Source organism: Gordonia soli NBRC 108243, from assembly GCF_000334455.1.
In the GTDB taxonomy this organism is placed as follows: domain Bacteria; phylum Actinomycetota; class Actinomycetes; order Mycobacteriales; family Mycobacteriaceae; genus Gordonia; species Gordonia soli.
In genome coordinates, this window is sequence record NZ_BANX01000026.1 from 59,599 (window position 1) to 85,083 (window position 25,485).

General features: G+C 67.2%; 22 protein-coding genes and 2 pseudogenes. 13 read left to right on the forward strand and 11 right to left on the reverse strand.

The window, feature by feature from the left end; all coding sequences use genetic code 11:
• The first annotated feature begins 22 nt into the window (after window positions 1-22).
• Window positions 23-1,225: a cation:proton antiporter gene (locus tag GS4_RS17240; protein WP_007622893.1), complete on the forward strand. Its 1,203-nt coding sequence runs from the start codon at window positions 23-25 to the stop codon at window positions 1,223-1,225.
• A gap of 48 nt (window positions 1,226-1,273) precedes the next feature.
• Here GS4_RS17240 and GS4_RS17245 read toward each other — a convergent pair whose 3' ends face one another.
• Window positions 1,274-2,200 (reverse strand): hypothetical protein, encoded by a 927-nt coding sequence (locus tag GS4_RS17245; RefSeq protein ID WP_007622895.1) that lies wholly within the window; start codon window positions 2,198-2,200, stop codon window positions 1,274-1,276.
• A gap of 96 nt (window positions 2,201-2,296) precedes the next feature.
• Here GS4_RS17245 and GS4_RS17250 point away from each other — a divergent pair, with 96 nt between their 5' ends.
• Window positions 2,297-3,421, forward strand: coding sequence for a carboxylate-amine ligase (locus GS4_RS17250; protein WP_007622897.1), 1,125 nt, complete (start codon window positions 2,297-2,299; stop codon window positions 3,419-3,421).
• A 22-nt stretch (window positions 3,422-3,443) separates the two neighbouring features.
• On the opposite strand, the gene GS4_RS17255 is transcribed toward GS4_RS17250, so the two are convergent.
• Both GS4_RS17255 and GS4_RS17260 read right to left on the reverse strand, forming a co-directional pair.
• On the reverse strand, window positions 3,444-3,875 hold the full coding sequence (locus tag GS4_RS17255) for a type II toxin-antitoxin system Rv0910 family toxin (RefSeq protein WP_040510907.1): 432 nt from the start codon (window positions 3,873-3,875) through the stop codon (window positions 3,444-3,446).
• Between the two features lie 152 nt (window positions 3,876-4,027).
• Entirely contained in the window at window positions 4,028-4,762 is a 735-nt protein-coding gene (locus GS4_RS17260) for a glucose 1-dehydrogenase (protein ID WP_040510908.1), read from the reverse strand.
• A gap of 140 nt (window positions 4,763-4,902) precedes the next feature.
• Here GS4_RS17260 and GS4_RS17265 point away from each other — a divergent pair, with 140 nt between their 5' ends.
• Entirely contained in the window at window positions 4,903-5,976 is a 1,074-nt protein-coding gene (locus GS4_RS17265) for an NAD(P)H-dependent amine dehydrogenase family protein (protein WP_007622903.1), read from the forward strand.
• A 9-nt stretch (window positions 5,977-5,985) separates the two neighbouring features.
• Here GS4_RS17265 and GS4_RS17270 read toward each other — a convergent pair whose 3' ends face one another.
• Both GS4_RS17270 and GS4_RS17275 read right to left on the reverse strand, forming a co-directional pair.
• Entirely contained in the window at window positions 5,986-6,639 is a 654-nt protein-coding gene (locus tag GS4_RS17270) for a response regulator (protein ID WP_007622905.1), read from the reverse strand.
• Window positions 6,636-7,799 carry a sensor histidine kinase gene (locus GS4_RS17275; protein ID WP_007622907.1) on the reverse strand — a complete coding sequence of 388 codons (1,164 nt, stop codon included), beginning with the start codon at window positions 7,797-7,799 and terminating at the stop codon, window positions 6,636-6,638. The genes GS4_RS17270 and GS4_RS17275 overlap by 4 nt, the downstream gene beginning before the upstream one ends.
• 131 nt (window positions 7,800-7,930) lie before the next feature.
• On the opposite strand from GS4_RS17275, the gene GS4_RS17280 reads away from it, so the two are divergent.
• Together GS4_RS17280 and GS4_RS17285 are read left to right on the forward strand one after the other, a co-directional pair.
• Entirely contained in the window at window positions 7,931-8,842 is a 912-nt protein-coding gene (locus tag GS4_RS17280) for an ABC transporter ATP-binding protein (RefSeq protein ID WP_007622909.1), read from the forward strand.
• Window positions 8,842-9,636 carry an ABC transporter permease subunit gene (locus GS4_RS17285; protein WP_007622911.1) on the forward strand — a complete coding sequence of 265 codons (795 nt, stop codon included), beginning with the start codon at window positions 8,842-8,844 and terminating at the stop codon, window positions 9,634-9,636. Before GS4_RS17280 ends, GS4_RS17285 begins: the two co-directional genes overlap by 1 nt.
• A 195-nt stretch (window positions 9,637-9,831) precedes the next feature.
• Here the strand turns inward: GS4_RS17285 and GS4_RS25320 are convergent.
• Window positions 9,832-10,572: pseudogene (locus tag GS4_RS25320) on the reverse strand (alpha/beta fold hydrolase); the annotation flags it as partial.
• A gap of 191 nt (window positions 10,573-10,763) precedes the next feature.
• Here GS4_RS25320 and GS4_RS17290 point away from each other — a divergent pair.
• Both GS4_RS17290 and GS4_RS26010 read left to right on the forward strand, forming a co-directional pair.
• Complete coding sequence (locus GS4_RS17290; protein ID WP_040510909.1) at window positions 10,764-11,849, forward strand: NAD(P)H-dependent amine dehydrogenase family protein; 1,086 nt, start codon at window positions 10,764-10,766, stop codon at window positions 11,847-11,849.
• 95 nt (window positions 11,850-11,944) lie between these two features.
• Window positions 11,945-12,358 (forward strand): annotated as a pseudogene (locus GS4_RS26010) (DUF3995 domain-containing protein); the annotation flags it as partial.
• A gap of 90 nt (window positions 12,359-12,448) precedes the next feature.
• Here GS4_RS26010 and GS4_RS17300 read toward each other — a convergent pair.
• The 5 genes from GS4_RS17300 to GS4_RS17320 are packed head-to-tail and all read right to left on the reverse strand — an operon-like array spanning window position 12,449 to window position 18,078.
• Window positions 12,449-13,678, reverse strand: coding sequence for an oxygenase MpaB family protein (locus tag GS4_RS17300; RefSeq protein WP_007622915.1), 1,230 nt, complete (start codon window positions 13,676-13,678; stop codon window positions 12,449-12,451).
• A gap of 60 nt (window positions 13,679-13,738) precedes the next feature.
• Window positions 13,739-14,095 (reverse strand): DUF1330 domain-containing protein, encoded by a 357-nt coding sequence (locus GS4_RS17305; RefSeq protein ID WP_007622916.1) that lies wholly within the window; start codon window positions 14,093-14,095, stop codon window positions 13,739-13,741.
• Window positions 14,092-15,522, reverse strand: coding sequence for a xylulokinase (xylB, locus tag GS4_RS17310; protein ID WP_007622918.1), 1,431 nt, complete (start codon window positions 15,520-15,522; stop codon window positions 14,092-14,094). Before xylB ends, GS4_RS17305 begins: the two co-directional genes overlap by 4 nt.
• Entirely contained in the window at window positions 15,519-17,000 is a 1,482-nt protein-coding gene (locus GS4_RS17315) for a mannitol dehydrogenase family protein (RefSeq protein ID WP_007622920.1), read from the reverse strand. The genes xylB and GS4_RS17315 overlap by 4 nt, the downstream gene beginning before the upstream one ends.
• Before the next feature lie 37 nt (window positions 17,001-17,037).
• A complete protein-coding gene (locus GS4_RS17320; RefSeq protein WP_040510915.1) occupies window positions 17,038-18,078 on the reverse strand; it encodes an NAD(P)-dependent alcohol dehydrogenase in 1,041 nt (346 codons plus the stop codon).
• 171 nt (window positions 18,079-18,249) lie between these two features.
• On the opposite strand from GS4_RS17320, the gene GS4_RS17325 reads away from it, so the two are divergent.
• From GS4_RS17325 to GS4_RS17350, 6 genes are all read left to right on the forward strand, one after another.
• Window positions 18,250-19,239 (forward strand): sugar-binding transcriptional regulator, encoded by a 990-nt coding sequence (locus GS4_RS17325; RefSeq protein ID WP_007622923.1) that lies wholly within the window; start codon window positions 18,250-18,252, stop codon window positions 19,237-19,239.
• A gap of 5 nt (window positions 19,240-19,244) precedes the next feature.
• Complete coding sequence (locus GS4_RS17330; RefSeq protein WP_007622925.1) at window positions 19,245-20,624, forward strand: ABC transporter substrate-binding protein; 1,380 nt, start codon at window positions 19,245-19,247, stop codon at window positions 20,622-20,624.
• Window positions 20,625-20,628: 4 nt separating this feature from the next.
• Window positions 20,629-21,588: a carbohydrate ABC transporter permease gene (locus GS4_RS17335; protein ID WP_007622927.1), complete on the forward strand. Its 960-nt coding sequence runs from the start codon at window positions 20,629-20,631 to the stop codon at window positions 21,586-21,588.
• Window positions 21,588-22,469, forward strand: coding sequence for a carbohydrate ABC transporter permease (locus GS4_RS17340; RefSeq protein ID WP_007622929.1), 882 nt, complete (start codon window positions 21,588-21,590; stop codon window positions 22,467-22,469). Before GS4_RS17335 ends, GS4_RS17340 begins: the two co-directional genes overlap by 1 nt.
• A 34-nt stretch (window positions 22,470-22,503) precedes the next feature.
• Window positions 22,504-23,610, forward strand: a complete 1,107-nt coding sequence (locus GS4_RS17345) for an ABC transporter ATP-binding protein (protein WP_007622930.1) — start codon at window positions 22,504-22,506, stop codon at window positions 23,608-23,610.
• A gap of 89 nt (window positions 23,611-23,699) precedes the next feature.
• A complete protein-coding gene (locus GS4_RS17350) occupies window positions 23,700-25,475 on the forward strand; it encodes an alpha/beta hydrolase (RefSeq protein WP_245555739.1) in 1,776 nt (591 codons plus the stop codon).
• Window positions 25,476-25,485 lie beyond the last annotated feature (10 nt).

Below are 25,485 nucleotides of genomic sequence, written 5' to 3' on the forward strand. Positions count from 1 at the left end.
CGTCGAGCAGGAGGCCGAACACGTGATCGCGTCCGTTCTCATCGGCCTGCTGGTGATGGTGGTCTGGACGCTGCTGGCGGGACGGTTGACCCGATGGCGGATCACCGGCCCGTTGTTGATGGTCGCTGCGGGGGTGGCGATCGGCTTCACCACCACCGACGAGATCGGTCGCACGCTCAACACGGTTGTCGCCGAACGGATCGTCGAGCTGATCCTGGCGCTCTTGTTGTTCGTCGACGCAATGGAGGTGAAGGGCGGGTACTTCGGCGGTGAACGCGGGCCGGTTCTCCGCCTCCTGCTCATCGGACTACCGTTGTCGATCCTGGCCGCGGTCGGCGTGGGAGCAGTGCTGCTGCCGGGGATCTCGTTGGCGGTGATCCTGGTGATCGCCTGCATCGTCATCCCCACCGACTTCGCGCCGGCCGCCGCGATCGTGCGCGACGAGCGCATCCCCGGTCGCGTCCGACATCTGTTGAACGTGGAGAGCGGCTACAACGACGGCATCATCGCGCCTGTCTTCATCTTCGCGCTGGCACTGGCGGGCGACAACCAGCACGACACCCCGTTGGACGCGCTGGGAGCGGCACTGCCCGCAGCGGGCTATGCGGTCGTGATCGGGGCACCGATCGGCCTCGCAACCGCGTGGCTCACCGGTAAGTGCACCGCGGCCGGCCTCACCACGCCTGCCTCGATACGGATGAGTCTCGTGCTCATCCCGCTGCTCAGCTATTCGGTGGCGCTGTCGGTGGAGGGCAACGGATTCGTCGCGGCGTTCATCTGTGGACTCGCCTATCGCGCGGCCCGCTCGACGCCGCCGAGTGAGCCCGAACTGAGTCTCGTCGACGATGTCAGCATCCTCACCAGCCTCGCGATGTGGTTCGTCTTCGGCTCCGCGGTGGTCATGCTCGGTTCGATGGGTCTCGACTGGCGCCTGATCGTGTTCGCGCTGGCGGCACTCACGGTCCTGCGGATGGTGCCGGTGTACCTCTCGCTGATCGGTACCGACTTCGCTCGTCGGGACCGCGTGATGATCGGTCTGCTCGGTCCTCGAGGTACTGCCTCGATCGTCTTCGGACTGCTGGCCTACAACGCACTCGACGACGCGCCTGGCGACCAGACGCTGTACGCCATGGCCGCCGTGGTGATCGGCAGCGTGGTCATCCACGGCGCCGGATCGGGATGGGCGGCCGAGCACTACCCCCGCTCGCGGCAGACGTCGGGCTGAACGGTGCAGTCGTGAATCGTCCGCGCGCGAGCGCTGTCATGAGATGTGTCAGTCGGTCGACTCCCGCAACCGCGTGAGTTCGGTGCGTGCACGGTCGCGTTCGCGTGCGGCGTCTCGACTCTCGGTCTCGGCGGTCTTCGCCGATCGTCGCGCGAATCGCAGCTCTTCGTCGAGCTGAGCCAGCTTCGCCCGCATCGGTTCGATCTCGGCGTGGAGCTCGGTGACCCTGGCCTCCGCCTCCGTCAGACGATCGGCGGCTGCTTCGGACGCAGAGGATGCATCGTCGACCGCGGTCTGAGCGGCCGTGATCAGGGCTTCCCGTCGTCGCTCGGCAGCAGCCCGCTCATCGTCGACTTCGGTGCCGGTGTCATCTGCGTCGTCTGCGCCGGGAGATCCGGTACGGGAGTCGGTCCCGTCGGCACCCGACCCGGTCGACTCCGACCGTCGACGACCGCGAGTCGGGGCATCGGCGCTACCGACGGCGACGAGCCCGGGTGGACCCAACCCGCTGTACTCGACCGCGGTCACCATCCGACCACGTCTGACTGCTTCGCCGACGTCGGGATCGGCGATCGCGGCGCGCAACGACGCCGCGACGTCTCGCACGGCAGCAGGCGAAGGGGTCGTACCGCGCTCATGCGCCAGATCGGCGGCGATGTCGGCCAAGGCTCCGATCACCCGCTGCCGTTGTGTCGACAACTCGCGCAACGCCTCGGCGGAGGCCCGTCGCTGGGCCGACAGGATCGCAGCACCGAGATCCAGCAGTTCGGCGATCTCGTCGGGTCGACGACGTGCGAGCAGGTTCACCATCCAGGCCGACTGGGTCGGCTTGCGCAATTTTTTGACCGCCTTCGCGAGGTCGGTGTCGCCCGCGGCCTTCGCATCACGGGCACGCGCAGTGCGCGACGGCACGAACTCCGGCGGGTCGAGCCCGTAGAGCTCGTCGGCGATCTCGTCGAAATCAGCAGTGGCCATGGTCGAGCAATTGTCGCGTTGTCCGGGCTCGGGGACAACACCCGCCGGTTCGATGCGGGTGCGTTTGTCGGGCGTGCCTGGCGGGCACTCGTCTTCATGATCGCTCACATCGGCGGCCTCCGGGACCGCGAGGTACCGACGATCGGGGTCGAGGAGGAGTTCGTTCTGGTCGACCGGGTCTCCGGGCACCCCGTGGGCCGCAATCGCGACGTCGCGGAGGCCGCCGCACGGCGTGGACTCGAGTTGGACCTGGAGCTGACGTCGTGCCAGGTCGAGATCGCCACCCCGACCCTGACGTCCATCGACGACGTCGGAGGACACCTGCGTCGGTTGCGCGGCCTGCTGTCGGCGAGTGCAGACGACGTGGCCATCGACCTGATCGCGGCCGGCGTTCCACCGACGGTGCCCGATTCGTTCCCGATCACCGACGGCGATCGCTACCGGCGCATCGCGGAGCGTTTCGGCATGCTCGCCCACGAGCAGGGCATCAGCGGCTGTCACGTCCACGTCGGTGTCCCCGATCAGACCACTGCGCTGGGCGTGTGCAACTGGCTCCGCCCGTGGCTGCCGATCCTGCTCGCGTTGTCGGCCAACTCAGCGATCCATCGCGACGCCGACACCGGGTATGCGAGCTGGCGCTCGGTGCTGTGGTCGCGATGGCCGGCGGGCGGTCCTCCTCCGTACCTGCGCTCCGTCGAGCATCTGGCGGAGATCAGGCGAACTCTCGTCGACACCGGTGCGGTACTCGACGAGCACATGATCTATTGGGACGTCCGACCATCGGATCACCTGCCCACCATCGAGATCAGGGTCGGCGACGTCCAAGGCCGCGCCGCCGAGACCCAGACATTGGCATCGCTGGCTCGGGCGGCGGTCATGACCGCGACCGCTGAACTGCGCGCCGACCGTGTCCCCGACGACGTCGACCCCACCGTGCTGTCGGCCGCGTACTGGCGTGCCGCCCACGACGGGTTGAGCGGCAGCGCAGTCGACGTCGTCACCGGACGGTTGGTGGAGGCGCAGGATCACCTGCACACCTTTGTCGACCGGGTGTCACACGCCCTCGATCACCTCGGCGAACTGTTGGAGGTGGAACGGTCTCTGCACCGCTCGGGATCAGAGGGGAACGGCGCGATACGGCAGCGGGCCGTCTTCGATGCCGAAGGATCGGGTCGTGCGGTGGCCGCCGCGGCGCGAGTCGACGTTGCCGACGACGGATGAGACCTCGGTCCAGTACGACCGGTCAGCGCAACGCGGCGAGGTTGGAGATCGACTTGCGCACATCGGACTCCAGCACCTTGGCCACGAGCCGGCCGATGGGTCCGTTGAGGAGACCGCCCGAGAGGTCGGCGGTGAGGTCGAAATGCGAACCACCGTCGCCGGCCCGGCCGACCTTCATGGCGATGTCGATTCGTACTCCACCGCGCCCGCTGCCGGCCAAGGCGATCCGATTCGGCTCGTCGTATTCGGTGACGGTCCAATGGATCACGTTGCGGAAGCCCTTGACCGTGATGAGTGAGGAGACCTTGGTGCCCTGTCGGATCTGATCGGGAACCGGACTCCGCCAGCCGCCGAAGATCGTCATCCACTCACCGAACCGGGACAGGTCGGAGGCCAGTTTCCACGCCGCTGCCGGATCGAGATCGGATTCGATGCCCACTGCCACTCTGGCCACGTCGTGTCTCCCCGCGTCGGGTACTCGGTCTGTCGTGCTCCCGAACGAATCTACCCATCCCGGGCCGACGGAAACACGGCCGCTCGCCATCGTGGACCCGCCGTGGACCCGTCGTGGACCGCACGCACGCCCGCGGGCCACGCGCAGGCCGCCTACTTGTGCGGCACGCCCGCGGTCGTCCCGCCGTCCATCACGAACTCCGAGCCAGTCGCATACGACGACTCGTCGCTGGCCAGGAACAGCACGAAATTCGCCACCTCCGACGACTCCGCGGCCCGCCCCAGCGGGATGGTGATCATGTCCTCGGGGATTCCCTCGGTCATGGGCGTTCGGATGAGACCCGGATGGATCGAATTGACCCGGACGTTGTGCGGTGCCAGCTCCACCGCCACCGACTTGGACAGTCCCCGCACCGCCCACTTCGAAGCGACATAGCCGTGCGCCCACGGAGTTCCGCGGATCCCCTCGATCGACGACACGTTGATGATCGAACCACCACCGGCGGCGATCATCGCGTCGGCCACCGCTTGGATGCCCAGGAACGTCCCGGTCAGGTTGACGTCGATGATCTGCTGCCACTTGTCGAGGCGGAAGTCCTGGATGGTGCTGCCGTTGACGATGCCCGCGTTGTTCACGAGGACGTCTACGTGGCCGAACTGGTCCACGGCCGTCGAGACGGCGGTTCGCCACTCCTCCGGCGACGTCACGTCGAGATGCACGAACCGTGCAGCATCGCCGATCTCCTCGGCCAGCGCCGCACCCTCCGCGTCCAGGATGTCGCCGATCACGACCTTCGCGCCCTCAGCGACCAGGAGTCGCGCGTGAGCCTCGCCCATGCCGCGCGCACCGCCGGATATCACCGCGACCTTGCCGTCCACTCGTCCCATGGCGAGCACAGTACATCGGCTTCCAACAAATGAGAACACGTTCTACCGGAATGGCGTTTGCCGTGGTCTACTGGCATGGACAGAAGTCCGGACAGGTGTTCACGTCGCCCTGGTCCGGCGGACCCGGAGGAGGTATGGGAATGGCGCTCCGCGTCGCACACGTCGGTACGGGGAACGTCGGCCGGCTCGCGTTGACCCAGCTGATCGAGGATCCTCGATTCGAGCTGACGGCCGTGGTCGTCTCGACGCCGGAGAAGGTGGGCCGCGACGCCGGTGAGCTCGCCGGCACCGACGCCACGACAGGCATCGCGGCCACTGACGATCTCGACGCGGCAATCGCGTCCCGACCCGACTGCGTCGTCTACTGCGCGATGGGCGACACCCGGCCGATCGAGGCCTTCGACGACTGTCGCCGCATCCTGGCCGCCGGTATCGACGTGGTCGGTTCGGCGCCCGGTTCTCTCCAGTTCCCGTGGGGTGTGCTGCCCGACAAGGCGATCGACAAACTCGAGAAGGTTGCCGCCGACGGCGACGCGAGCATCTTCGTCACCGGCGTCGACCCGGGCTTCGCCAACGATCTCATCCCCCTCGCCTTTGCATCGACATGTCAGCACATCAGTCAGATCAGGTGCCTCGAGATCGCCGACTACGCCACGTATGACGGCGCCGAGGTCATGTTCGACGTCATGGGCTTCGGCAAGGCACTCGACGACGTGCCCCTGCTGTTCCTACCCGGAGTTCTGGGACTCGCCTGGGCAACCACGATTCGGCAGCTCGCGGCCGGCCTCGGCGTCACGGTCGACGAGATCGTCGAGCACTGGGAGGACGAGCCCGCACCGGAGCCGTTCGACATCGCGGCCGGGCACATCGACGAGGGCACCCGGGCAGCCGTGCGCTTCGAGATCACCGGGCTCGTCGACGGCGCACCGGTGATCGTCGTCGAGCACGTCACGCGACTGCGCGACGATCTGCGCCCGGACTGGGCGCGCCCCGCGCAAGCGGGTGGTTCGTATCGCGTGGAGATCGTCGGCGAGCCGAACTACGCCGTCGACATCTGCCCCACCAGCACACGCGGCGACCACAACCACGCGGCGATCGTCGCGGCGGCGGGCCGCATCGTCAACGCGATACCGGCCGTCGTGTATGCACCAGCCGGGATCCGGACCACACTGGACCTTCCGCTGATCACCGGCACCGGGCTGTATCGGCCTTGACACCGACCGCTACACGAGGCCGGCGTCGTGCATCCGGATCGCCACCTGGACCCGGTTCGCGACACCGAGTTTGGTGAAGATGTGCGAGATGTGTGCCTTCACCGTGGCCAGTCCCATGTAGAGCTGCGCCGCGATCTCTGCGTTGGATGCGCCGTGCGCCAACGCGATCGCGACCTCGCGCTCACGTTCGGTGAGCGTCGCCACGAGATCGTCGGCATCGACCGTGCGTCCGCCGCCGGTCTGCTGCACGACCTGTTTGATGAGTGTCGCCGTGATCGACGGGCTCAGGGCCGGGTTGCCTGCGAGGACGTTCTTGATCGCCGCGACGATGTCGGCGGGTGGGGTGTCCTTCACCAAGAACCCATCGGCGCCCACCGCCAGCGCACGCACGACGTAGTCGTCGGCGTCGAAGGTCGTCAGCACGATCACCGCTGGTGCGGATTCGAGCCGTTTGAACTCGGTGGTCGCAGCGATCCCGTCCATCACCGGCATCCGCAGATCCATCAGCACCATGTCGACCGGTGTCGCACGGTGGAGGTCCAGCGCCTGCCTGCCGTCGCCCGCCTCCGCGACCACGTCGAGATCGGGGTCACCGCCCAGCAGCAGCGACAACCCGGCACGGACGAGCGGGTCGTCGTCGACGATCATGATGCGCGCGGTCATGACTGCCACGGTAGCCAGACGTGCAACACGAACCGACGATCGTCGGTGCGCGTGTAGGACTGACGGCCGCCGTTGAGAGCGACGCGCTCGGCCAGGCCGACGAGTCCGAGTCCGGATACCGGGAACGACGCCCGGTGGCCGCCGACCGGCAACGGGTTCTCCACCAGTAGGTCGATCCCCTGCTCCGGCCCACCGGTGATCCGGACCGACACTGTGGTACCCGGAGCATGCTTGCGCGCGTTGGTCAGGGCTTCCTGAACGCAGCGGTAGAGCGTGCGCCCGATGGTCGGCGTCACCGCGGCCAGATCGACCGACCGCACCAGTTCCACGCGGACGCCGGTCTGCCGGGATTCCTCGATGAGTGCGTCGAGATCACCGACGCCCAGTTGCGGTCGCTCTGGGTCGGCGTCCCCGGGCCCTTCCCGAAGAACACCGAGGACCTCACGCAGCTCGGTGAGGGCGAGGTGCGCGTTCTCCTGGATGGTGGTCGCCGTCTCCCGCAATTGGGCCGGTGTCAGATCATCCCGGTAGGCCAGCGCTCCGGCGTACATGCTGACCGCCGAGATGCGGTGTGCGAGAACATCGTGCATCTCCCGTGCAATCCGTGCGCGTTCCAGCGATTTGGCCTCCCGGACCTTCGCCTGCTGCTCTGCTTCGGACGCCATCGCACGGGCGCGCCAACTGGCCAGCAACTCGCGGCGCGAGCCGACATACATTCCCCAGGACACGGTGATGCCGATCGTCGCGATCACCACGCTGTACCGCACCAACATCGGTTCCGACTCCTGCGGCGTGCGGAAGAACTGTTCGGCGAGCACGCTGCACAGGGCACCGAGGACGACCTGTGGGAGGATCTCGCCCCAGCGTCTGCGTGTGGACAACGACACCATCGCGAGCGCGGCCGGACCGCCCGAACTGGCCGACACGATGCTGGTGAGGTTGGTCAGGGTCGCCAGCGCGACCGGATGACTGCGGCGCCACCAGATGGCGGCGTAGGTGACGAGTCCGAGCGCGAGGTCGGTGAAGAACCACCATCGTGCATGATCCCATTGGTAGTCGATACGAGTGCCCCAGGAGATCCCACTGATCGCCAGCATGACCACCAACCGCCAGACGTGGCTCCACCACGTGAGCGGTGGCTGATAGTCCTCGGGCTGCACCTGATCACCGTATCGTCGGAAGGTCGGGGTTTCCCCCGACCTGCGGCTCGACCCGACTACGACTTTCGGCTGATGCAAAGTCAGCCCGCCGGGTGATGTGTCGGACTGTGCCCGCGCAGCAGGATGATTGCATGATCACCGTCCAGAACCTGACCAAGCGTTATGGCGACCATGTCGCGGTCGACGACGTCTCGTTCGTGTGCAAGCCCGGTCAGGTCACCGGCTTCCTCGGACCGAACGGCGCCGGCAAATCCACCACAATGCGGATCATCGCCGGACTCACCCCGGCCACCTCCGGTAGCGCGACGGTCGGCGGTGTCGCCTACACCGACATCCCCAACCCGGGCACCGAGGTGGGGGTCCTGCTCGACGCTTCCGCACAGCACGCGGGCCGCACCGGCGCCGAGATCCTGACCCTCAGCGCGCTGACCATGGGTCTCCCGCGGCGTCGGGTCGACGAGATGCTCGACCTCGTCAGCCTCTCGCCGAAGGAGGCGGGACGACGCGTCCGCAACTATTCGCTCGGCATGCGACAGCGGCTCGGCATCGCGAACGCGCTGATCGGTGATCCGCGCATCCTCATCCTCGACGAGCCCGCCAACGGCCTCGACCCGGCGGGTATCCACTGGATGCGAAGCCTGTTGCGTGACTATGCCAATCGCGGCGGAACCGTGTTGCTGTCGTCGCACCTGCTCCACGAGATCGAGATCATCGCCGACGAGATCCTCGTGATCGGACAGGGCCGGATCGTCACCGCGGGCACCAAGGATTCGCTGCTGGCCGGCGCGGGCACCCGTGTCCGTTCGCTCGACGACGTCGCGCTGTTCGACGCTCTCCGGCGCGCCGACATCCGAACCCAGGCGGTCCCCGACGGCGGCTTCACCACCGACGCGACACCCGAAGAGGTCGGACGAGCCGCGGCCGCCGCAGGCGTCGCTCTCATCGAACTGCGCACTGGCGACGGCGCCCAGCTCGAGGAGATGTTCCTCCAGCTCACCGCCGACACCCAGCGCGAACAACCCACCCCCCAAGGAGCCCTCTGATGACCACCCTGCTCGAATCACCTGTGGTCGAGCTCGATCGACCGCACATCCCGCTCTCCCGCCTGCTCCGGGTCGAGATCCGCAAGCTCGTCGACACCCGGGCCGGCTTCTGGCTGACCGCTTCGGTGGGTGTGATCACCGCGGTCGTCGCCGTCGTGCTGCTCATCGCCTCACGGAACTCCCCCGAGGACCTGACCTTCGGTCACTTCTTCGGGATCATGGGCATCCCGGTGTCGATCATCCTGCCGGTGCTGGCCATCCTGCTCGTCACCGGCGAGTGGAGCCAGCGGACCGCACTGACCACGTTCTCACTGGAACCGCGGCGGCAACGCGTCATCATCGCCAAATTGGCAGCGGCGCTGGCCGCAGGTGTCGCCGCGATCGGCGTGACGCTCGTGTTGGGTGCGGTGGCGACCCTGATCGCCGGCATCGCCTACGGGGACCCCGCCGGGTCGTGGAGCTTCACCGCGGCCGGCGTCGTGAACGCCTTCGTGCTCCAGGGTTTCGGACTGCTGCTCGGATTCGGCTTCGCAGCACTGATCCTGAACACTCCCGGTGCGATCGTCGCCTACTTCGCGCTCCCGAGTGCGTTGTCACTGGTCACCCAGCTCGTGCCCTGGTTCAAGGACAACATCGGTGGCTGGATCGACACGACTGCGACCAACATCCCCTTCCAGGCCAGTGAATGGGCCACCGGTGGCGAGTGGGCCCGGTTGGCCGTCTCCGGCATCATCTGGATCGCAATCCCATTGACGCTGGGCGTGATCCGGATTCTCCGGTCCGAGGTGAAGTGATATCCCAGCGCGCTTAGCGCGATCACCACCGCGGTACCACCGCCGGCGGGCCCTTCTCTCCGAGGGCCCGCCGGCGCTCCTCGTCGCTTGCCGCCCACCCGAACCGGGCGAGTCCGAACCTGATGCTCCCGAGTTCAGTTGTGCCCGGACGACTCCTGCGCGACGCACGAGTACCTCGAGTTCATCGGCCATCGCCGCCGGATCCCAGGAGTGCTCGGCACCGTCGACGATGTGCCATTCGGCACCGGGCACGGCTGCGGCGATCGACTCGGCCGCGGGCCGCATGACGTCGTACGTCGAGGAGCCGATGTAGGCCGCGACAGGAATCGTCAGGTCTCCGAACAGATCAGCATGCGGGGCCGACTCGGCCCACGCCAGCGACTCCGCATCCGCGGCGAGACTGCCCGCCTGGTCGATCATTGCGGGTGTGGACAACACGATCTCGAGGATCTGATCGGGCATGTCGACCATGTAGCGACGCAACGCCTCCTCGAGGCGGTCCGTCGCGAGACATGCCTGGATCTCGTCCGCCCACTCCCGGCCTCCGCTCCCAGGTGGCGCCAGCGGAGCCTCCCACAGTGCGAGCCCCGAGACCGGGAGGCCCGTGACGGCGGCGTACAACGCGATCGAGCATCCCGACGAGTGACCACAAAGAACTCCCCGTCCGCCCGCTTCCAAGAGCAATGCATCGAGTGCGGCCACTTCACGCTCGAGCGAGATCGGTCCGGAGGTGAAACTCTCACCGCGCCCGACCCGGTCGTGGACCAGTGCGTTGATCCCCCGGGCGGCGAGTAGTCGAGCGGTCTCGGAGGTGGTCGGATCGATCTCGCGCCATGGACCCGCCCCTGCGACGAACACCACGGTCGGGCCCTCGCCATCCCCGTGGCGGTCGAAGGCGATGGTGTCGCCGTGCTTGCTGACCGTGGTCTCGCTCATCTCGTACCTCTCCTGGTCATCGGGTCTCGAAGGACAGACCGGGCCCGCCACCGGAACTCATCGGACAAATGGCACATCGGTCCCGTGCAGCGGTGGGCCGTGGCGCGGCGCTCGGTATCAGGATGAGTTGTGTTCGAGTGGGTTCTGCGAACACCTCCGCCCTCCGACCGCCGCTTCCCTATCCTGACGCGATGGTCGGTACACAACGCACGGTCGTCTGGGGAACCGGGAACGTGGGGCAGGCGGCGATCCACGCGGTCAACACCCACCCCGCGCTCGAATTGTCGGCGGTGGTCGTCCACAATCCGGAGAAGGTCGGCCGCGACGCAGGTGCCCTCGCCGGGCTGGACGTGGACCTGGGCGTCGCCGCCGTCGACCGCATCGACGATGTGCTCGCTGATGCCGATGCAGTCGTCTACGCAGCGTCCGGCGACATCCGGCCCGACGACGCCCTCGCGGACATCGTGCGGGCCGTCGCCGCAGGCGCAATCGTCGTGACTCCGTCGCTCTATGCGCTGTACGACCACCGGTCGGCACCTCCCGAGGTCCGCGACCCGGTGCTCGACGCCGTCGCGCGCGGCGGTGGTTCGCTGTTCGTCTCGGGTATCGACCCCGGTTGGGGCAACGACATCCTGCCGGCGCTCGCCAGCGGTCTGGGGTCCCGGATCGACGGGATCCGATGCCAGGAGATCTTCGACTACACGACTTACGACCAACCCGACTCGGTTCGTTACCTCGTGGGAATGGGCCAACCGATGGACTATGAGCCCCCGATGGTCGCGGCAGGTGTCCCGTCGATGGTCTGGGGAGGTCAGGTCCGCCTGATCGCCCGAGCGCTCGGCGTGGAGCTCGACGAGATCCGGGAGACGCTGGAACGTCGGCCACTGGAGGCGGATGTGAGTACCGCGTCCATGGGCCTCTTCGAGGCGGGCACCCAGGGCGCGATCCGATTCGAGGTCCAGGGCATCGTCGGCGGCGATCCGCTGATCGTGATCGAACACGTGACCCGGATCCATGCGTTCTGCGCCGCTGACTGGCCCACCCCTGCCGACGGGGGCGACGGTGCCCATCGGGTCATCATCGAAGGGCTGCCACGCATCGAGATCACCGTCGAGGCCACCGACGATGCCGGGAACCGTGCCGGCGGCGGCAATGCGACCGCGGTGGGGCGCCTGGTGAACGCGATCCCGTGGCTGGCCGTGGCCGAACCGGGAATCTATGACGGCCTCGAGGTTCCACTCAGCCCGGTCCCCGGCAAGCTCGGGAGACCGCACTGATCGTCCTGCATCGCTGACGCCTGGCGACGAGTCCCGGGGCGACATGGGTGATGTCCCGGATGTGGGCGGACTCCTCTGCCGCCCATGCTGATCGGATGATCACGTCCTCACCGTCGGCGCACGCCCGTACCGCGTTGGGCATCGCCGCTCTTGCCGGGATCGTCCACGGGGCATGGAGTGTCTACTGGGGCCTCGGCGGACACGTCGGCCTGACCACGGTCGGCGCGATCGCGGAGGTCGCCGACACCCACCCGGGAGCAGTGATCGGCATCGGGATCGCGAAGATCGTCGCCGCGATCGCACCGGTGTGGCTGTCACAGGCGCGCCCCGGAGGTCGGATCTGGCGATCGGGCGCGTGGTCCGGCGCGGCAGTGCTCGTCGCGTGGGGCCTGCTCAACACCGTCACCGCATCGATGCTCGCGCTCGGAGTCCTCGCCCGCCCGACCGACTACGATGCCGCGGCAACCATCGGGCATGCGGCGGTGTGGGATCCACTGTTCCTGGGGTGGGGTGTCGCTCTCTGCCTGGGGCTGTGGTGGACGAGGCCGATCCGCGCCGAGCTCAGCTCTGCCGACCCCGCGGCTGATCGTCGACGATGGTCAGCGACCGTCGAGGCGACCGATCTCGGCGGCGGTAGTCCCGAAGTGTCGGAATCGTGCACGGTCACTGGCCCGGCGCCCGAGGAACTCGAGATATCGCTCACCGAACGGTGCGCGCCCGATGATTCGATGGTTCAACGTGTTCCGGATCCAGGCGACACCGACGGCCCATGGGATGGCGGGTCGCTGACCGAGATCGCGCATCCCGCGGAGCCCGAGAAATGCCTGCAGCATGCTGAGCAGTCGCAGCCGTGAGTATCGTGCCGCAGGTCCCGGGAGCCATCGGTAATGGAGGTCGCGCTGGGCTTCCACGATGGCAGTTGTCAGCGCTGCACCCGCCGGCGTGACGTCACTCTGCGACAACAGGATCGCGTAGCTCAGCTGGTGCTGGTCGCGTTCGGCATCGAACAGCCAGTCGTCGTCGACCCCGATCAACCATCCGACGTACTTCCACAGGTGCATCATGGCGCGCGAATCCTCCTGCGACACCGGTACACCCAAAGCGCGGACCCCCATGAGGAGCGTGCCGCTGAAGAGACTGAGCGTCGCGGCGAGGTCGGACTGGTTGATGGGTAGACCCCAGTGTTCGTGGTCCCAGCGCCCGTTGCGTTCGAACGACTCGTTGACGAGCGCATGCATGAGGCGTACATGGACCGTGAGTCGCCACCCTTCCCCCGACCGCTCCATCCCACCAGGCCGGCCGACGGCGATCCCCCAGGTCTGGGTCTCTCCCAGACGACGCATCGCCGTCGACCCGGTGAGACCACCGGTCGCGACGAGCAGGTCGGCGGGGCCGCCGAAACGGTAGCCGCCGATCAGCGAGAGCTGCAGCAGGACGTCGTTCGCGTTCTGCCCCAACCGCCGGTACACTCCGGCGCCCCTCTCGCACAGCTCCCGGTCCACCCAGTCGGGGGTGTCCTCCACGTGTCGGAAGAACTCGCGCAGAGCAGCCGGTGCAGTCTCCGGCATCGCGCCCGCCAACGCGTGCTCGAACTGTCGCATCGTCACCCGACCGTCGGTACCTGCGGGCAATCGCATGGCCCGTACCAGGGCCGCTGCCGTCTCGTCGCGGGTGAGCAGGCGCCGACCCACGGCATCGAGTTCGGCGGCGGTCGGCTCGCGCAGCCGCATGTACAGCCTGAGCGCCCGCCCGATCGACCGGCCGCGACTCTCCGCTGCCCGATGACGGCGCGGATGATCCGATCGGCGGGGTTGCAGCGCGGCGGTCATGAGACGAATCTAACCATTCGTCTCACCGTGCGCAATGGCCCCCCGCATCCTTTCGTGCGGTCAGGTCCGATCGTCGACGGCCGGCACGTTCAACACCGGCCGCAGATCGGACAGCTTGTCGAAGAGATGCCAGATGTAGCCGGTCGTCCCGTTCTCCCGCAGGGGATGCAGGTCCGCGAGAGCCGGGTCGTCGCGGTAACTCTCGAAGGCCTCGATGGACTCCCACTCCACCAGCACCATCACCTGCCGGGGTTCGACATCCCCGGTCTCGGATCGCCGGAAACGGCCCAGCGACACGACTTTTCCGCCGTGAGCCGTCACCTCCGCGACAGACCGCCGAGCGTAGGCCCGATAGTCCTGGTTGTCGGCGAGGTCGAACAGGTTGAGCGCGTACACAGGTCCGTCGGGATCGGTCATCGGCCACCTCCGGTCGTATCGATACTGGATGTCGTGGGTCGTGCGACGATGAGGTCGGCAGCCCGGAGGTACTGCTCGTAGACCGCCGGAGTGGCTGCACCCACCGGTCGCTCGGCACGACCGCGCTCCCACTCCGGGAGGGAGCCGGTCAACGTCCAGGCGGCCTGGCGAGCCGCACCGAGCGCGACGTACTCGCCCGGATCCGGCACCACGACGCTACGACCGAACAGGGCCGGCGCGATCTCGCGCACCGCCTCCGATCGCGCTCCACCACCGACGAGGACGATGCGATCGACGTCGACGCCCTGCCCGACGATCTGGTCGATGCAGAAGACCAGCGAGCACAACAATCCCTCGGTGGCAGCCCGGGCCACGTGTGCTGCATCGAGATTCGCAGCAGTGATGCCATGCAGGGCACCGGTGGCGTCGGGTAGATTCGGCGATCGTTCGCCGGCCAGGTACGGCACCATGGTGAGCCCGTCGGCACCCGGTCTCACCGACAGCGCGAGTCGCGCGAACTCGTCGAGGTCCACACCGAGCGTCGACGCGGTCGCCGCCAGCACGGGTGCGCCGTTGAGCGTGCACACCAGGGGAAGGTGCCGCCCGGTGGCGTCGGCGAAGCCGGCCACCAGTCCCGTCGCATCGCGGGGCACGGTGTCGGTGACGGCACTGACGACCCCCGACGTCCCGAGCGACACCACTGCGTCTCCGGCGCTCGCGTGCACGCCGAGCGCCGCGGCGGCGTTGTCTCCCGCCCCGGGCCCGAGCACGATCCCTCCGGGAGTCGTCCCCGCCGACGTCGCGGGACCGAGCACGCGCGGCAGATCGGGACGACGCCCACGGAACGCGAGCTCGACGATGTCGGGACGGTAGTCGCCTGCGGCAGCGGAGAAGTAGCCCGTCCCCGACGCGTCACTGCGATCGGTGACGAGGTCGGCGATGTCGGTCGACCCGGACAACCGCCAGGTCAGCCAGTCGTGTGGCAGGCACACCGCGGCGGTGGCGTCGGCGTGGTCGGGTTCGTTGTCGGCGAGCCAGCGCAGCTTCGTCGCGGTGATGGAGGCCACCGGAACGACTCCGACGTCGTCCGCCCATGCCTGCGCGCCACCGAACTCGTCGACCAGATCTGCCGCGGCATCTGCGGATCGGGTGTCGTTCCAGAGCAGCGCCGGGCGGACCACATCGCCGCGCTCATCGAGCGTGACCATGCCGTGTTGTTGGCCGGCCACCGACACGGCGGCGACATCATCGAGGCCACCCGCAGCCGCGACGGCCGACCGGAGTGCGTCCCACCAGTTGTCGGGATGGATCTCGGTACCCGAGGAATGGGCGGCGTTTCCTGTGCGGATCACCCGCCCGTCGTCGGCATCGCAGATCACGACCTTGCACGACTGCGTCGAGGAGTCGACGCCGGCCACCAGGGTCATCCGAGCAGATCCGTCAGCGTCGCCCGTGCTCCCTTGGCGCGCAGCGAATCGAGTGCGCGCAGGTATGGCACGACGAATCCGTCCCGCTCGGCGAGATCGCCGAACAGGGCCGGGTCGTCGATGAAGGCATGGGGCTCGGTCCGCGACGCCCGGGCGCGCTCCACCAGTTTATCGGCGAGCGGATCGACGACGGTGATCGGCTCGCCCTGCTCGTCAACCCCTTCGGAGTACCGGGTCCAGCTCGCCACGACGGCCGCCGCCAACTCGACCTCGCCGCCGGCATCGAGCCGTTCACGGATGACCGGGACCAACCACTTGGGTATGCGATCGGACGCGTCCTGGCACAGGCGCGCGATGGTGTCGGCGATCGAAGGGTTCCCGAAGCGTTCGAGCAGTGTCTCGGTGTAGTCGTCGAGATCGATGCCGGGAACGGGATGCAGGGTGGGCCGTCCCTCCTGCGCCCAGTAGCGACGAAGCAGTGCTTGGATGGCCGGATCCGTTGCGGCGTCGTGCACATAGCGATAACCGAGCAGGTATCCGAAATAGCAGAGCGCCTGATGGCCGGCGTTCAACAGCCGTAGCTTCATCAGTTCGTACGGTGTCACATCGTCGACCACCTGTACGCCGACCCGTTCCAGGGCAGGCCGCCCCGTGGAGAACGAATCCTCCAGCACCCATTGGATGAACGGCTCGGCGACCACGGGCCAACGGTCGTCGACATCCGTGCGCTCGACGACCTCGGCACGCAGGGTCGACGGCGTCGCAGGAGTGATCCGGTCGACCATCGAGTTCGGGAAACGGGTCTGCTCGGCGATCCAGTCCGCCAGTTGCGGATCCTTCAGCCGGGCGAACGCGCCGAAGGTGGCCGCCGCGACTTCCCCGTTGCCCTGGATGTTGTCGCACGACATGACGGTGAACGACGGGAGTCCACGATCCCGGCGGCGACGAAGTGCTTCCACGACGAAGCCGAAGACCGTGATCGGCACCGAGTCCGGCCGGAGATCGGCGACCACATCGGGGTTCTCGGCGTCGAAGAGACCGGTGGAGGGTGCGAAGTTGTATCCCCCCTCGGTCACCGTCAGCGAGACGATCTCGGTGTCCGGATGAGCCAGCTTCTCGATCACCGCCTCGGGATCATCAGGTGCGAAGAGATATTCGACGATGGAACCGACGACCGCGGTGTCTATCTCGCCGTCGGGATGCTTCGTGGTAACCGTGTACAGACCGTCCTGCGGGACCAGTGCGTCACGCATGGCTGCATCGGCCGGGCGCACACCGACTCCGCACAATCCCCACCGACTCGCCGACTCGTCGGCCGACAACAGCCGGTCGAGGTAGATCGCCTGGTGGGCGCGGTGGAAGCCGCCGACACCGAAGTGCACGATGCCGGTGCGGACCGCGCTCCGGTCGTATCCCGGTGTCGGCACGGTGGAGATCTTCGGCAACTCTGCGGTGTTCAGCTCGTGCGCGGACGTCACGGTGTGCACTCCTCTCGGATCGGATGGGTCGCGGCGGTCAGGATGAGGGTCGGGCGGCCGGTTCGACGGTGTCGATCCCGGGATGCACCACGGCCTTGATGCTGCTCGGAATCCGATCGGCGTCCAACCCGGCACGCACATCGGCGATCCCGTGATGCGAGGTGACCAGATCGTCGAGATCGACCTTTCCGGTAGCGACCAACTCGATCGCCGTGGGCCAGGTGTTCGCGTAGCGGAACACGCCGGTGAGGACGAGCTCGCGGTTCTGGATCAGCGAGACCGGCAATTCCATGGTGTCGGCGCCCATGCCGACGAGCACCACACGGCCACCGGGCCGGACCGCGGAGATGCCGTCGAGGACCGCGGGCGGAGCGCCACTGGCGTCGACGAAGGCGTCCACCGCCGTCTGGCCGGCGTCGGAGTCGGCGACCGATACGGCCACCTCCGTCGCGCCGAACCGCAGTGCAGCCGAACGACGTTGCACACCCGGCTCGACCACGATGATGCGCGTGAGGCCGGCCGCCCGCGCCACCTGAGCGCAGAGCAGCCCGATCGGACCGGCGCCCGTGATGAGGATCGACTCTCCCATCCCGACCCCGGCCTTGCGGATCGATGCGATCGCGACGGACAGCGGTTCCATGAGCGCTGCGGCCTCGTCGGACACATGTTCGGGCACCGGATGGGCGAAGGAGGCGCCGATGGTCACGAACTCGGCCAGCGCACCGTCGATCGGCGGCGTTCCGTAGAAGCGCATGCTCGGGCACAGGTTGTAGTCGCCGCGTCGCGACTCACGACTGGTCGGGTCCGGCGTCTGCGGCTCGATCGACACCCGCTCGCCGATCCGGTCCCCCCCGACCGCTGAGCCGACCGCCACGACGCGACCCGATGCCTCGTGGCCCAACACGATAGGCCCCGTCACCACGTGATCTCCGATCCGACCGTGGCGCAGGTAGTGGGTGTCCGATCCGCACACGCCGACTGCCGCCACACGCACCAACACCTCGTCGGGCGCCGGGGTGGGTATCTCCCGTGACTCGACCGTCAGCGAGCCGTCCACATGAAGGACGCTCGCCTGCATCGATGTGGATGTCAGATCACTCTTCGAGCTGGTTGTTGCGTAGGTCACATGTCCGATGTTAGCGTAATGAGCACATGCACCGCCAGTGAGCATCTGCTCACCCTATCGTTCGTCGATCGCGATCCGGATCGGCACACCGAACACACCCGACCGAACACACGGAGTCGCCCAATGTCCTCGCCGCAGCGGACCTCCTCGGAGTCGGGACACGATCTGCGACTGCTCGTCCGCGCAGCGACCATGTATCACCTGGAAGGTCTGACGCAGGCCGAGATCGCCGCCCGACTGGGCCTCTCCCGACCGACCGCCGGGCGACTCGTCGCCCGGGCGCGCGCACAGGGCCTCGTGCACGTGACGGTGACTGCGCCGGAACACCTGAGCCCGTCGATCCACACCGAGGAGGAGCGTGAGGTCGAATCGGTCTTCGGACTCGACGAAGTGCTGATCATCGACGAGCAGGCCGACGGAAGCGCTTCGGGCAATGCGGCTCTCGGCCGCGCCGGAGCCTCGGTCCTGACGCGACGTCTCCAGCTCGGCGACACCTTCGGCTTCACCTGGGGACCGGAGCAGGTGGCGGTCGCCGATGCGCTCTCCGGTGCGGCGAGCTGCCGACGGGTGGTTCAGATGGACGGCTCGATGACGTCGGTCGAGTACCACACCGGTGTCGATCACGCACTCTCGCGCTTCTCCGAAAGGCTCGGCGCGCAGCCGATGCGTCTGGTCGCCCCGCTGTACGCCGACCCTGCCACCGTCCGCGCGCTGAACCGGGATTCGATTCTCTCGCAGGCACTCTTCGCCGGAAAGACCGCCTCGGTGATGCTCTTCGGAGTCGGTTCGGTCTCGACGTCCACGACGCTGTTCGAGGGCGCCTACATCGACGCAGCCGTCCTCGACGAGCTCCATGATCTCGGTGCGGTCGGAGAGATCGGCGGCCGCTTCTACGATGCCGACGGTGTGGCGGTCGAGTCGACCCTGGTCGATCGCACTGTCTCGGTGGCTCTCGCGGACGTACGCGCCTGCCCGACCACCATCCTCACCTCCGGTGGGACCCATCGCCGCGAATCCGTTCTCGGCGCACTCCGAGGCGGATACGCCACGATCCTCGTCACCGATCTGCCGACCGCGACATGGCTGTTGGCCCAACAGAAAGGTCAAGGGTGATCACTGTGACACCACGATTGCGCCGGCGCGAGAGGCGCGACCGGCGGACTGCGAAGGCCTGCGCGGCACTCGGTCTGGGTGCGCTGCTCGGACTCTCGGTCGGGTGCTCCGGTGCCGGTTCGCTGACCGGCGGCGGCGAGGCGGTGACCATCGCGATGGTCTCGAACTCCCAGATGACCGACGCCGTGTCGCTGTCGAAGGAGTTCGAACAGGAGAACCCGGGGGTCAACCTCAAGTTCGTGACCTTGTCGGAGAACGAGGCACGGGCCAAGATCACCGCGTCGGTCGCCACCGGTGGTGGCGAGTTCGACGTGGTCATGATCAGCAACTACGAGACCAAGATGTGGGCGGAGAACGGCTGGTTGGTCAATCTCTCGCCGTACATGGCAGCTGACCCCGCCTATGACCCGGATGACTTCATCCCGACACTGAAAGATGCACTCTCGTACAACGGTTCGATGTACTCGGCGCCGTTCTACGGCGAGTCGTCGTTCCTGATGTACAACAAGAAGATGTTCGCGGACGCGGGCATCGAGATGCCCGCGGCACCGACCTGGCCCCAGGTCGCCGACGCCGCCAGACGACTGCACAGCGATCGCGTGGCCGGGATCTGTCTACGCGGCAAGCCCGGCTGGGGAGAGATCCTCGCGCCGCTGGACACCGTGATCAACGCCTATGGCGGCCGCTGGTTCGACGAGAACTGGAATGCGCAGCTCACGAGCCCGGAGGTCACCGAGGCGGTCAAGTTCTACGTCGACACCGTCCGGAATTACGGCGAGGCCGGCGCGGCGTCCACCGGGTTCCAGGAGTGCGGCAATCTGCTCTCCCAGGGGCAGGCCGCGATCTGGTACGACGCGACGTCGGCGGTGTCGGTGCTGGAGAGCCCGGACACGTCGACCATCGCGGGTAACGTCGGGTACGCCCTCGCGCCGAGCAAGGCCAAGGGCGACAACGGATGGCTGTACACCTGGTCGCTCGGCATCCCCTCGAGCAGTGCGAAGAAGGACGATGCCTGGAAGTTCATCGAGTGGATGACCAGCAAGGACTACATCGCAGGTGTCGCAGACAAGCTCGGCCCGAGCCACGTCCCGCCGGGCAGCAGGCTCTCCACGTACGAACTGCCTGCATACCAGAAGATCTCCGGCCCGTTCGCCGAGCCGACACTGACCTCGATGAAGGCAGCCGACCAGAGCAAGCCGTCGCTGAAGCCGGTGCCGTACACCGGTATCCAATTCCTGGCCATCCCCGAGTTCCAGGATCTCGGAACCCGGGTGAGCCAGCAGATCAGTGCCGCGATCGCCGGTCAGATCAGCGTCGAGGACGCACTCGCCCAGGCCCAGACCTATGCCGAGGTCGTGGGTAAGACATACCAGGACAAGAGGTGACGTGATGGCGACCGCGCTGGCCGACAGGCCGACCCCCGCCGGACCCGACTCGTCGGGCACCCCGACCTCCAAGCGGGACCACATCTCTCGCGCCGAGGGGTGGCGTAGACGGGGACCACTGCTCCCGGCCCTGATCTTCATGATAGTGGTCACGCAGATCCCGTTCCTGTTCACGCTCTACTACTCGACTCAGTCGTGGAACCTCGTCCGCCCGGGCTCCCGAGAATTCAACGGACTCAACAACTACGTCGAAGTCTTCCAGGACGGTCAGTTCTGGAAGGTCACCCTCAACACCATCGTGCTGATCGTCGGCACCGTGGTCCTGTCGGTGGTTCTCGGACTGATCTTCGCGCTACTGCTCGACCGGAAGTTCATCGGCCGCAGCATTGTCCGGACATTGCTCATCACGCCGTTCCTGGTGACCCCGGTGGCCGCCGCGTTGCTGTGGAAGACGAGCTTGCTCTCCCCCACCAACGGCTTGGTCAACTGGGCACTGAGTCCGCTCGGGATCGACGTCGACTGGCTCAGTGAGTTCCCGCTGATGTCGGTGATGGCCGAATTGGTCTGGCAGTGGACTCCGTTCATGATGCTGCTCATCCTCGCCGGGCTGCAGTCGATGCCGAAGGACATCGCCGAGGCCGCACGCGTCGACGGCGCGACGAGCTTCCGGTTGTTCCGTGAGCTGACACTGCCGCATCTGCGTCGGTTCATCGAACTGGGCACCGTGCTGGGAGCCATCTACCTGGTCAACACCTTCGACGCGGTGTACATGATGACATCCGGTGGCCCGGGTGTGGCGAGCGCGAACCTGCCGTTCTACATCTATCAGCGCGCATTTCTCGGCTTCGACATCGGTCAGGCGGCGGCAATGGGTGTGGTGACCGTGATCGGCACCATCGTGGTCGCATCGTTGGCCATCCGACTCATCTTCAAGAGTTTCAGCGGAGCCGAGGAGGCAGCCTGATGACCACCACCGCACCCCGGCCGGCGACCACCGGGTCGCATACCGCCGCCGAGCTGAACATCAGACGCCGCAGGCGGCCACAGGACGCACTGCTGACCGTGATCACCTGGATCGTCGGGCTCGGATTCTTCTTCCCCGTGCTCTGGATGGTGCTGACCGCGTTCAAACAGGAGAACCAGGCGGCCACCGATCCGCCGACGTTCTTCTTCACGCCGACACTCGACCAGTTCAAGGCCGTCTTCGATTCCGGCATCGCCACGCCACTGCTGAACTCGGTCTTCGCGACCGTCGTGTCCACGATCCTGGTGCTGCTGCTGGGCATTCCGGCCGCGTTCGCGTTGTCGCTGCGCCCGGTTCGCAAGACCAAGGACGCGCTGTTCTTCTTCATCAGCACCAAGATGCTGCCCATCGTCGCGGCGATCATCCCCTTGTACGTCATCGTGGGTCGCATCGGGATGCTCGACAACATCTGGACGTTGATCATCCTGTACACCGCGATGAACCTCCCGATCGCCGTCTGGATGATGCGGTCGTTCTTCCTCGAGGTCCCGGGAGAACTGTTGGAAGCGGCCAGCATCGACGGTGCGAGCCTGTGGACCTCGGTCCGTGAGGTGATCCTCCCGCTGATCTCACCCGGTATCGCCGCGACGGCACTCATCTGCGTCATCTTCTCGTGGAACGAGTTCTTCTTCGCGGTGAACCTGACGGCGGTCAACGCGCAGACGATGCCGGTCGCCCTCACCGGGTTCATGTCCGGCCAGGGACTGTTCTGGGCGCAGCTGTCGGCGGCATCCGTGCTCGCCGCACTCCCGGTGGTCATCGCCGGCTGGGTCGCCCAGAACAAGCTCGTCCGCGGCCTGTCCTTCGGCGCGATCAAGTAACCCGATTCCCTTCTCACCAGGAGAGAGATTTCCCATGGCTTCCATCACCTACGACAACGCATGCTGTGTCTACCCCGGCGCCGAGAAGCTCGCCGTCGACTCGCTCAACCTCGACATCGACGACGGCGAGTTCGTCGTCCTGGTCGGTCCGTCGGGATCGGGCAAGTCGACCGCGCTGCGCATGTTGGCCGGTCTCGAGGAGATCGACTCCGGTCAGATCCGCATCGGCGGGTCGAACATGGTCGGGGTCGCGCCGAAGGATCGGGACATCGCCATGGTGTTCCAGAACTACGCGCTGTACCCGAACAAGACGGTCGGCGAGAACATGGGATTCGCGCTCAAGATGCGCGGCATCCCGGTGGCCGAGCGCAAGGAGAAGGTCGCCGAGGCGGCCAAGCTCCTCGACCTCACCGACTTCCTGGACCGTAAGCCCGCCAAGCTGTCCGGTGGCCAACGCCAGCGCGTCGCGATGGGCCGGGCCATCGTCCGTGAGCCGCAGGTCTTCTGTATGGACGAGCCACTGTCGAACCTCGACGCCAAGCTGCGTGTCCAGACGCGCTCGCAGATCGCGGCACTCCAACGTCGACTCGGCACCACCACCGTCTACGTCACCCACGACCAGGTGGAGGCGATGACCATGGGCGACCGCGTCGCGGTGCTCCGCCACGGGGTGCTCCAACAGTTCTCCACCCCCACCGACCTCTACGACCGACCGAAGAACGCATTCGTCGCCGGGTTCATCGGCTCACCCGCGATGAACCTGTTCACCGCGCCGGTACGCGACGGTGTCATCCGCATCGCCGGAGCCGCCGTGGACCTCGATGCCGAATCCGACGCGCTGCTCCGGAGATCCGGGCTGTCGTCGGTGATCGTCGGCATCCGTCCCGAGCACCTCTCGCTCGCCGACAGCGGTGACGGGATCAATGCCGACGTGGCGCTACTCGAGGAACTCGGCAGCGAGACATACGTGTATGCGCGGATCGACGACCCTGACATCACGCCCCTCGACAGCGACTCGAAGATCATCGTCGCCCGCTCACCGCAGCGGGCCCCGGCGAAGCTCGGCGAGGGCGTCCGGATCCGCCAGACGTCCACGGCCGTCCACCTGTTCGACCCGTCGACCGGTGAGCGCCTCGGCTGAGTCGGCAGGCGGGTCGTCGCGCAGATCGCGCTGTCACCTGCTGATACTCTTGCCGCTCCACCCGAACGAGTGTCAGCGCAGGAGCACAGGTGTCCACGAGCGAGTCGACCGATATCGGGACACCGGCAGATGAGGTGAACGCGGAGACCTCGTCCGAGGTCGAGATCCCCGCGGCCTCGGAGCCCGGCATCGCCGACGTCGGCGGTGCGGGTCGGCCGACGTGGTCCGATCGTTTCACCCGGCATCGTCACCGGTACGCCTACAGCGGCATGGTGATCGCGCTGCTGCTCCTGTGGTTCTCGGTGACGCCGTCGCTGCTGCCGCGTGGCCCGTTGTTCCAGGGCATCGTGAGCGGGGCGTCGGCCGCGATGGGATACGGGATCGGTGTGTTCGGCGCCTGGCTGGCCGGATACATGATGTCGCGCACCGATCCGTGGCCGAGTCCCGGACGTCGGTGGTGGACATGTCTCGGTGGTGTCGCCGTCATCGGCACCGCTGCGATGCTGTATTGGTTCTCCCGCTGGCAGAACGAGATCCGTGACCTGATGGGCGTGGAACACCTGTCGTGGACAGCCTATCCGGTGACCGCTGCGGTCGCTCTCGTGGTGTTCGGGGTGCTCATGTCACTCGGCCAGGCGTGGGGTCGATCGGTGTCATGGTTGGTCGGCAAGCTCAACCGGATCGCACCGCCGCGGATCTCCGCGACGATCGCGGCGACCCTGGTGATGGCCTTGACCGTGTTCATCCTCAACGGTGTGGTCGCGCGTTACTCGATGCAATGGCTCAACTCGTCGTTCGCGGCCGCCAACGACGAAACCGTCGCCGACTCGGCGCCGCCGACGTCGTCATTGCGATCCGGCGGTCCGGACTCCCTCGTCACCTGGGACTCGCTCGGCCGTGAGGGGCGCCTGTTCGTCTCGAGTGGACCCAGTACCGAGCAATTGACCGCCTTCAACGGAAGACAGGCGCTCGCACCGATCCGGGTGTTCGCCGGACTGAAGTCCGCCCCGACGATCCGTCGTACGGCCGAACTCGCCGCGCGCGAACTGGAACGGGCCGGTGGCCTCCGACGATCAACCATCGCGATCGGCTCCACCACCGGCTCGGGATGGCTCAACAAAGCCACGGTCGACTCCCTCGAATACATGACCGACGGCGACGTCGCGACGGTGAGCATGCAGTACTCCTACCTGCCGAGTTGGCTCTCCTTCCTGGTCGATCGCGAACGCGCGCGCCAAGCCGGGCGCGCCCTGTTCGAGGCCGTCTGGGAGCGCGTGAGCGCGATCGGCGAAGCCGAGCGGCCTCGGATCGTGGTGTTCGGTGAGAGCCTGGGCTCTTTCGCCGGGGAGTCGGCATTCGGGACCATCCCGTCGATCGCGGCACGCACCGACGGCGCCTTCTTCGTCGGACCGACGTTCAGCAACGGCCTGTGGCAGGACGCCACCCGAGACCGCGATCCGGGTTCGCCGCAACGACTCCCGGTGTACGAGAACGGCAGACAGGCCCGGTTCGTCGCCGACACCGCCGATCTCGGCAGACCCCGGACCGCGTGGGGTGACTCGCGCATCGTGTATCTGCAGCACGCCTCCGATCCCATCACCTGGTGGTCGCCCGACCTGGCACTCACCAAACCCGACTGGCTTCGTGAAGAGCGCGGAGCGGATGTGGTGGGATCGACCCGGTGGATCCCCCTGGTCACCTTCCTCCAGGTGTCGGCCGACATGGCCGTCTCGGTCGGCGTCCCGGACGGACACGGCCACAACTACCGGGCCGCGATCCCCTACATCTGGGCCGAGATCCTCCGGCCGCCGGGGTGGGACGACGCGAAGACGCAAGCGCTCGTTCCGCTCCTGAGTCGGGACTGACCGGACGTAT

Bases quoted from the DNA above. Each gene is read 5' to 3' on its own strand.
- GS4_RS17245 (WP_007622895.1), bottom strand. From the start codon at position 2,200: ATGGCCACTGCTGATTTCGACGAGATCGCCGACGAGCTCTACGGGCTC.
- GS4_RS17250 (WP_007622897.1), top strand. From the start codon at position 2,297: ATGATCGCTCACATCGGCGGCCTCCGGGACCGCGAGGTACCGACGATC.
- GS4_RS17260 (WP_040510908.1), bottom strand. From the start codon at position 4,762: ATGGGACGAGTGGACGGCAAGGTCGCGGTGATATCCGGCGGTGCGCGC.
- GS4_RS17265 (WP_007622903.1), top strand. From the start codon at position 4,903: ATGGCGCTCCGCGTCGCACACGTCGGTACGGGGAACGTCGGCCGGCTC.
- GS4_RS17270 (WP_007622905.1), bottom strand. From the start codon at position 6,639: ATGACCGCGCGCATCATGATCGTCGACGACGACCCGCTCGTCCGTGCC.
- GS4_RS17280 (WP_007622909.1), top strand. From the start codon at position 7,931: ATGATCACCGTCCAGAACCTGACCAAGCGTTATGGCGACCATGTCGCG.
- GS4_RS17285 (WP_007622911.1), top strand. From the start codon at position 8,842: ATGACCACCCTGCTCGAATCACCTGTGGTCGAGCTCGATCGACCGCAC.
- GS4_RS17290 (WP_040510909.1), top strand. From the start codon at position 10,764: ATGGTCGGTACACAACGCACGGTCGTCTGGGGAACCGGGAACGTGGGG.
- GS4_RS17300 (WP_007622915.1), bottom strand. From the start codon at position 13,678: ATGACCGCCGCGCTGCAACCCCGCCGATCGGATCATCCGCGCCGTCAT.
- GS4_RS17305 (WP_007622916.1), bottom strand. From the start codon at position 14,095: ATGACCGATCCCGACGGACCTGTGTACGCGCTCAACCTGTTCGACCTC.
- xylB (WP_007622918.1), bottom strand. From the start codon at position 15,522: ATGACCCTGGTGGCCGGCGTCGACTCCTCGACGCAGTCGTGCAAGGTC.
- GS4_RS17320 (WP_040510915.1), bottom strand. From the start codon at position 18,078: ATGCAGGCGAGCGTCCTTCATGTGGACGGCTCGCTGACGGTCGAGTCA.
- GS4_RS17325 (WP_007622923.1), top strand. From the start codon at position 18,250: ATGTCCTCGCCGCAGCGGACCTCCTCGGAGTCGGGACACGATCTGCGA.
- GS4_RS17335 (WP_007622927.1), top strand. From the start codon at position 20,629: ATGGCGACCGCGCTGGCCGACAGGCCGACCCCCGCCGGACCCGACTCG.
- GS4_RS17340 (WP_007622929.1), top strand. From the start codon at position 21,588: ATGACCACCACCGCACCCCGGCCGGCGACCACCGGGTCGCATACCGCC.
- GS4_RS17345 (WP_007622930.1), top strand. From the start codon at position 22,504: ATGGCTTCCATCACCTACGACAACGCATGCTGTGTCTACCCCGGCGCC.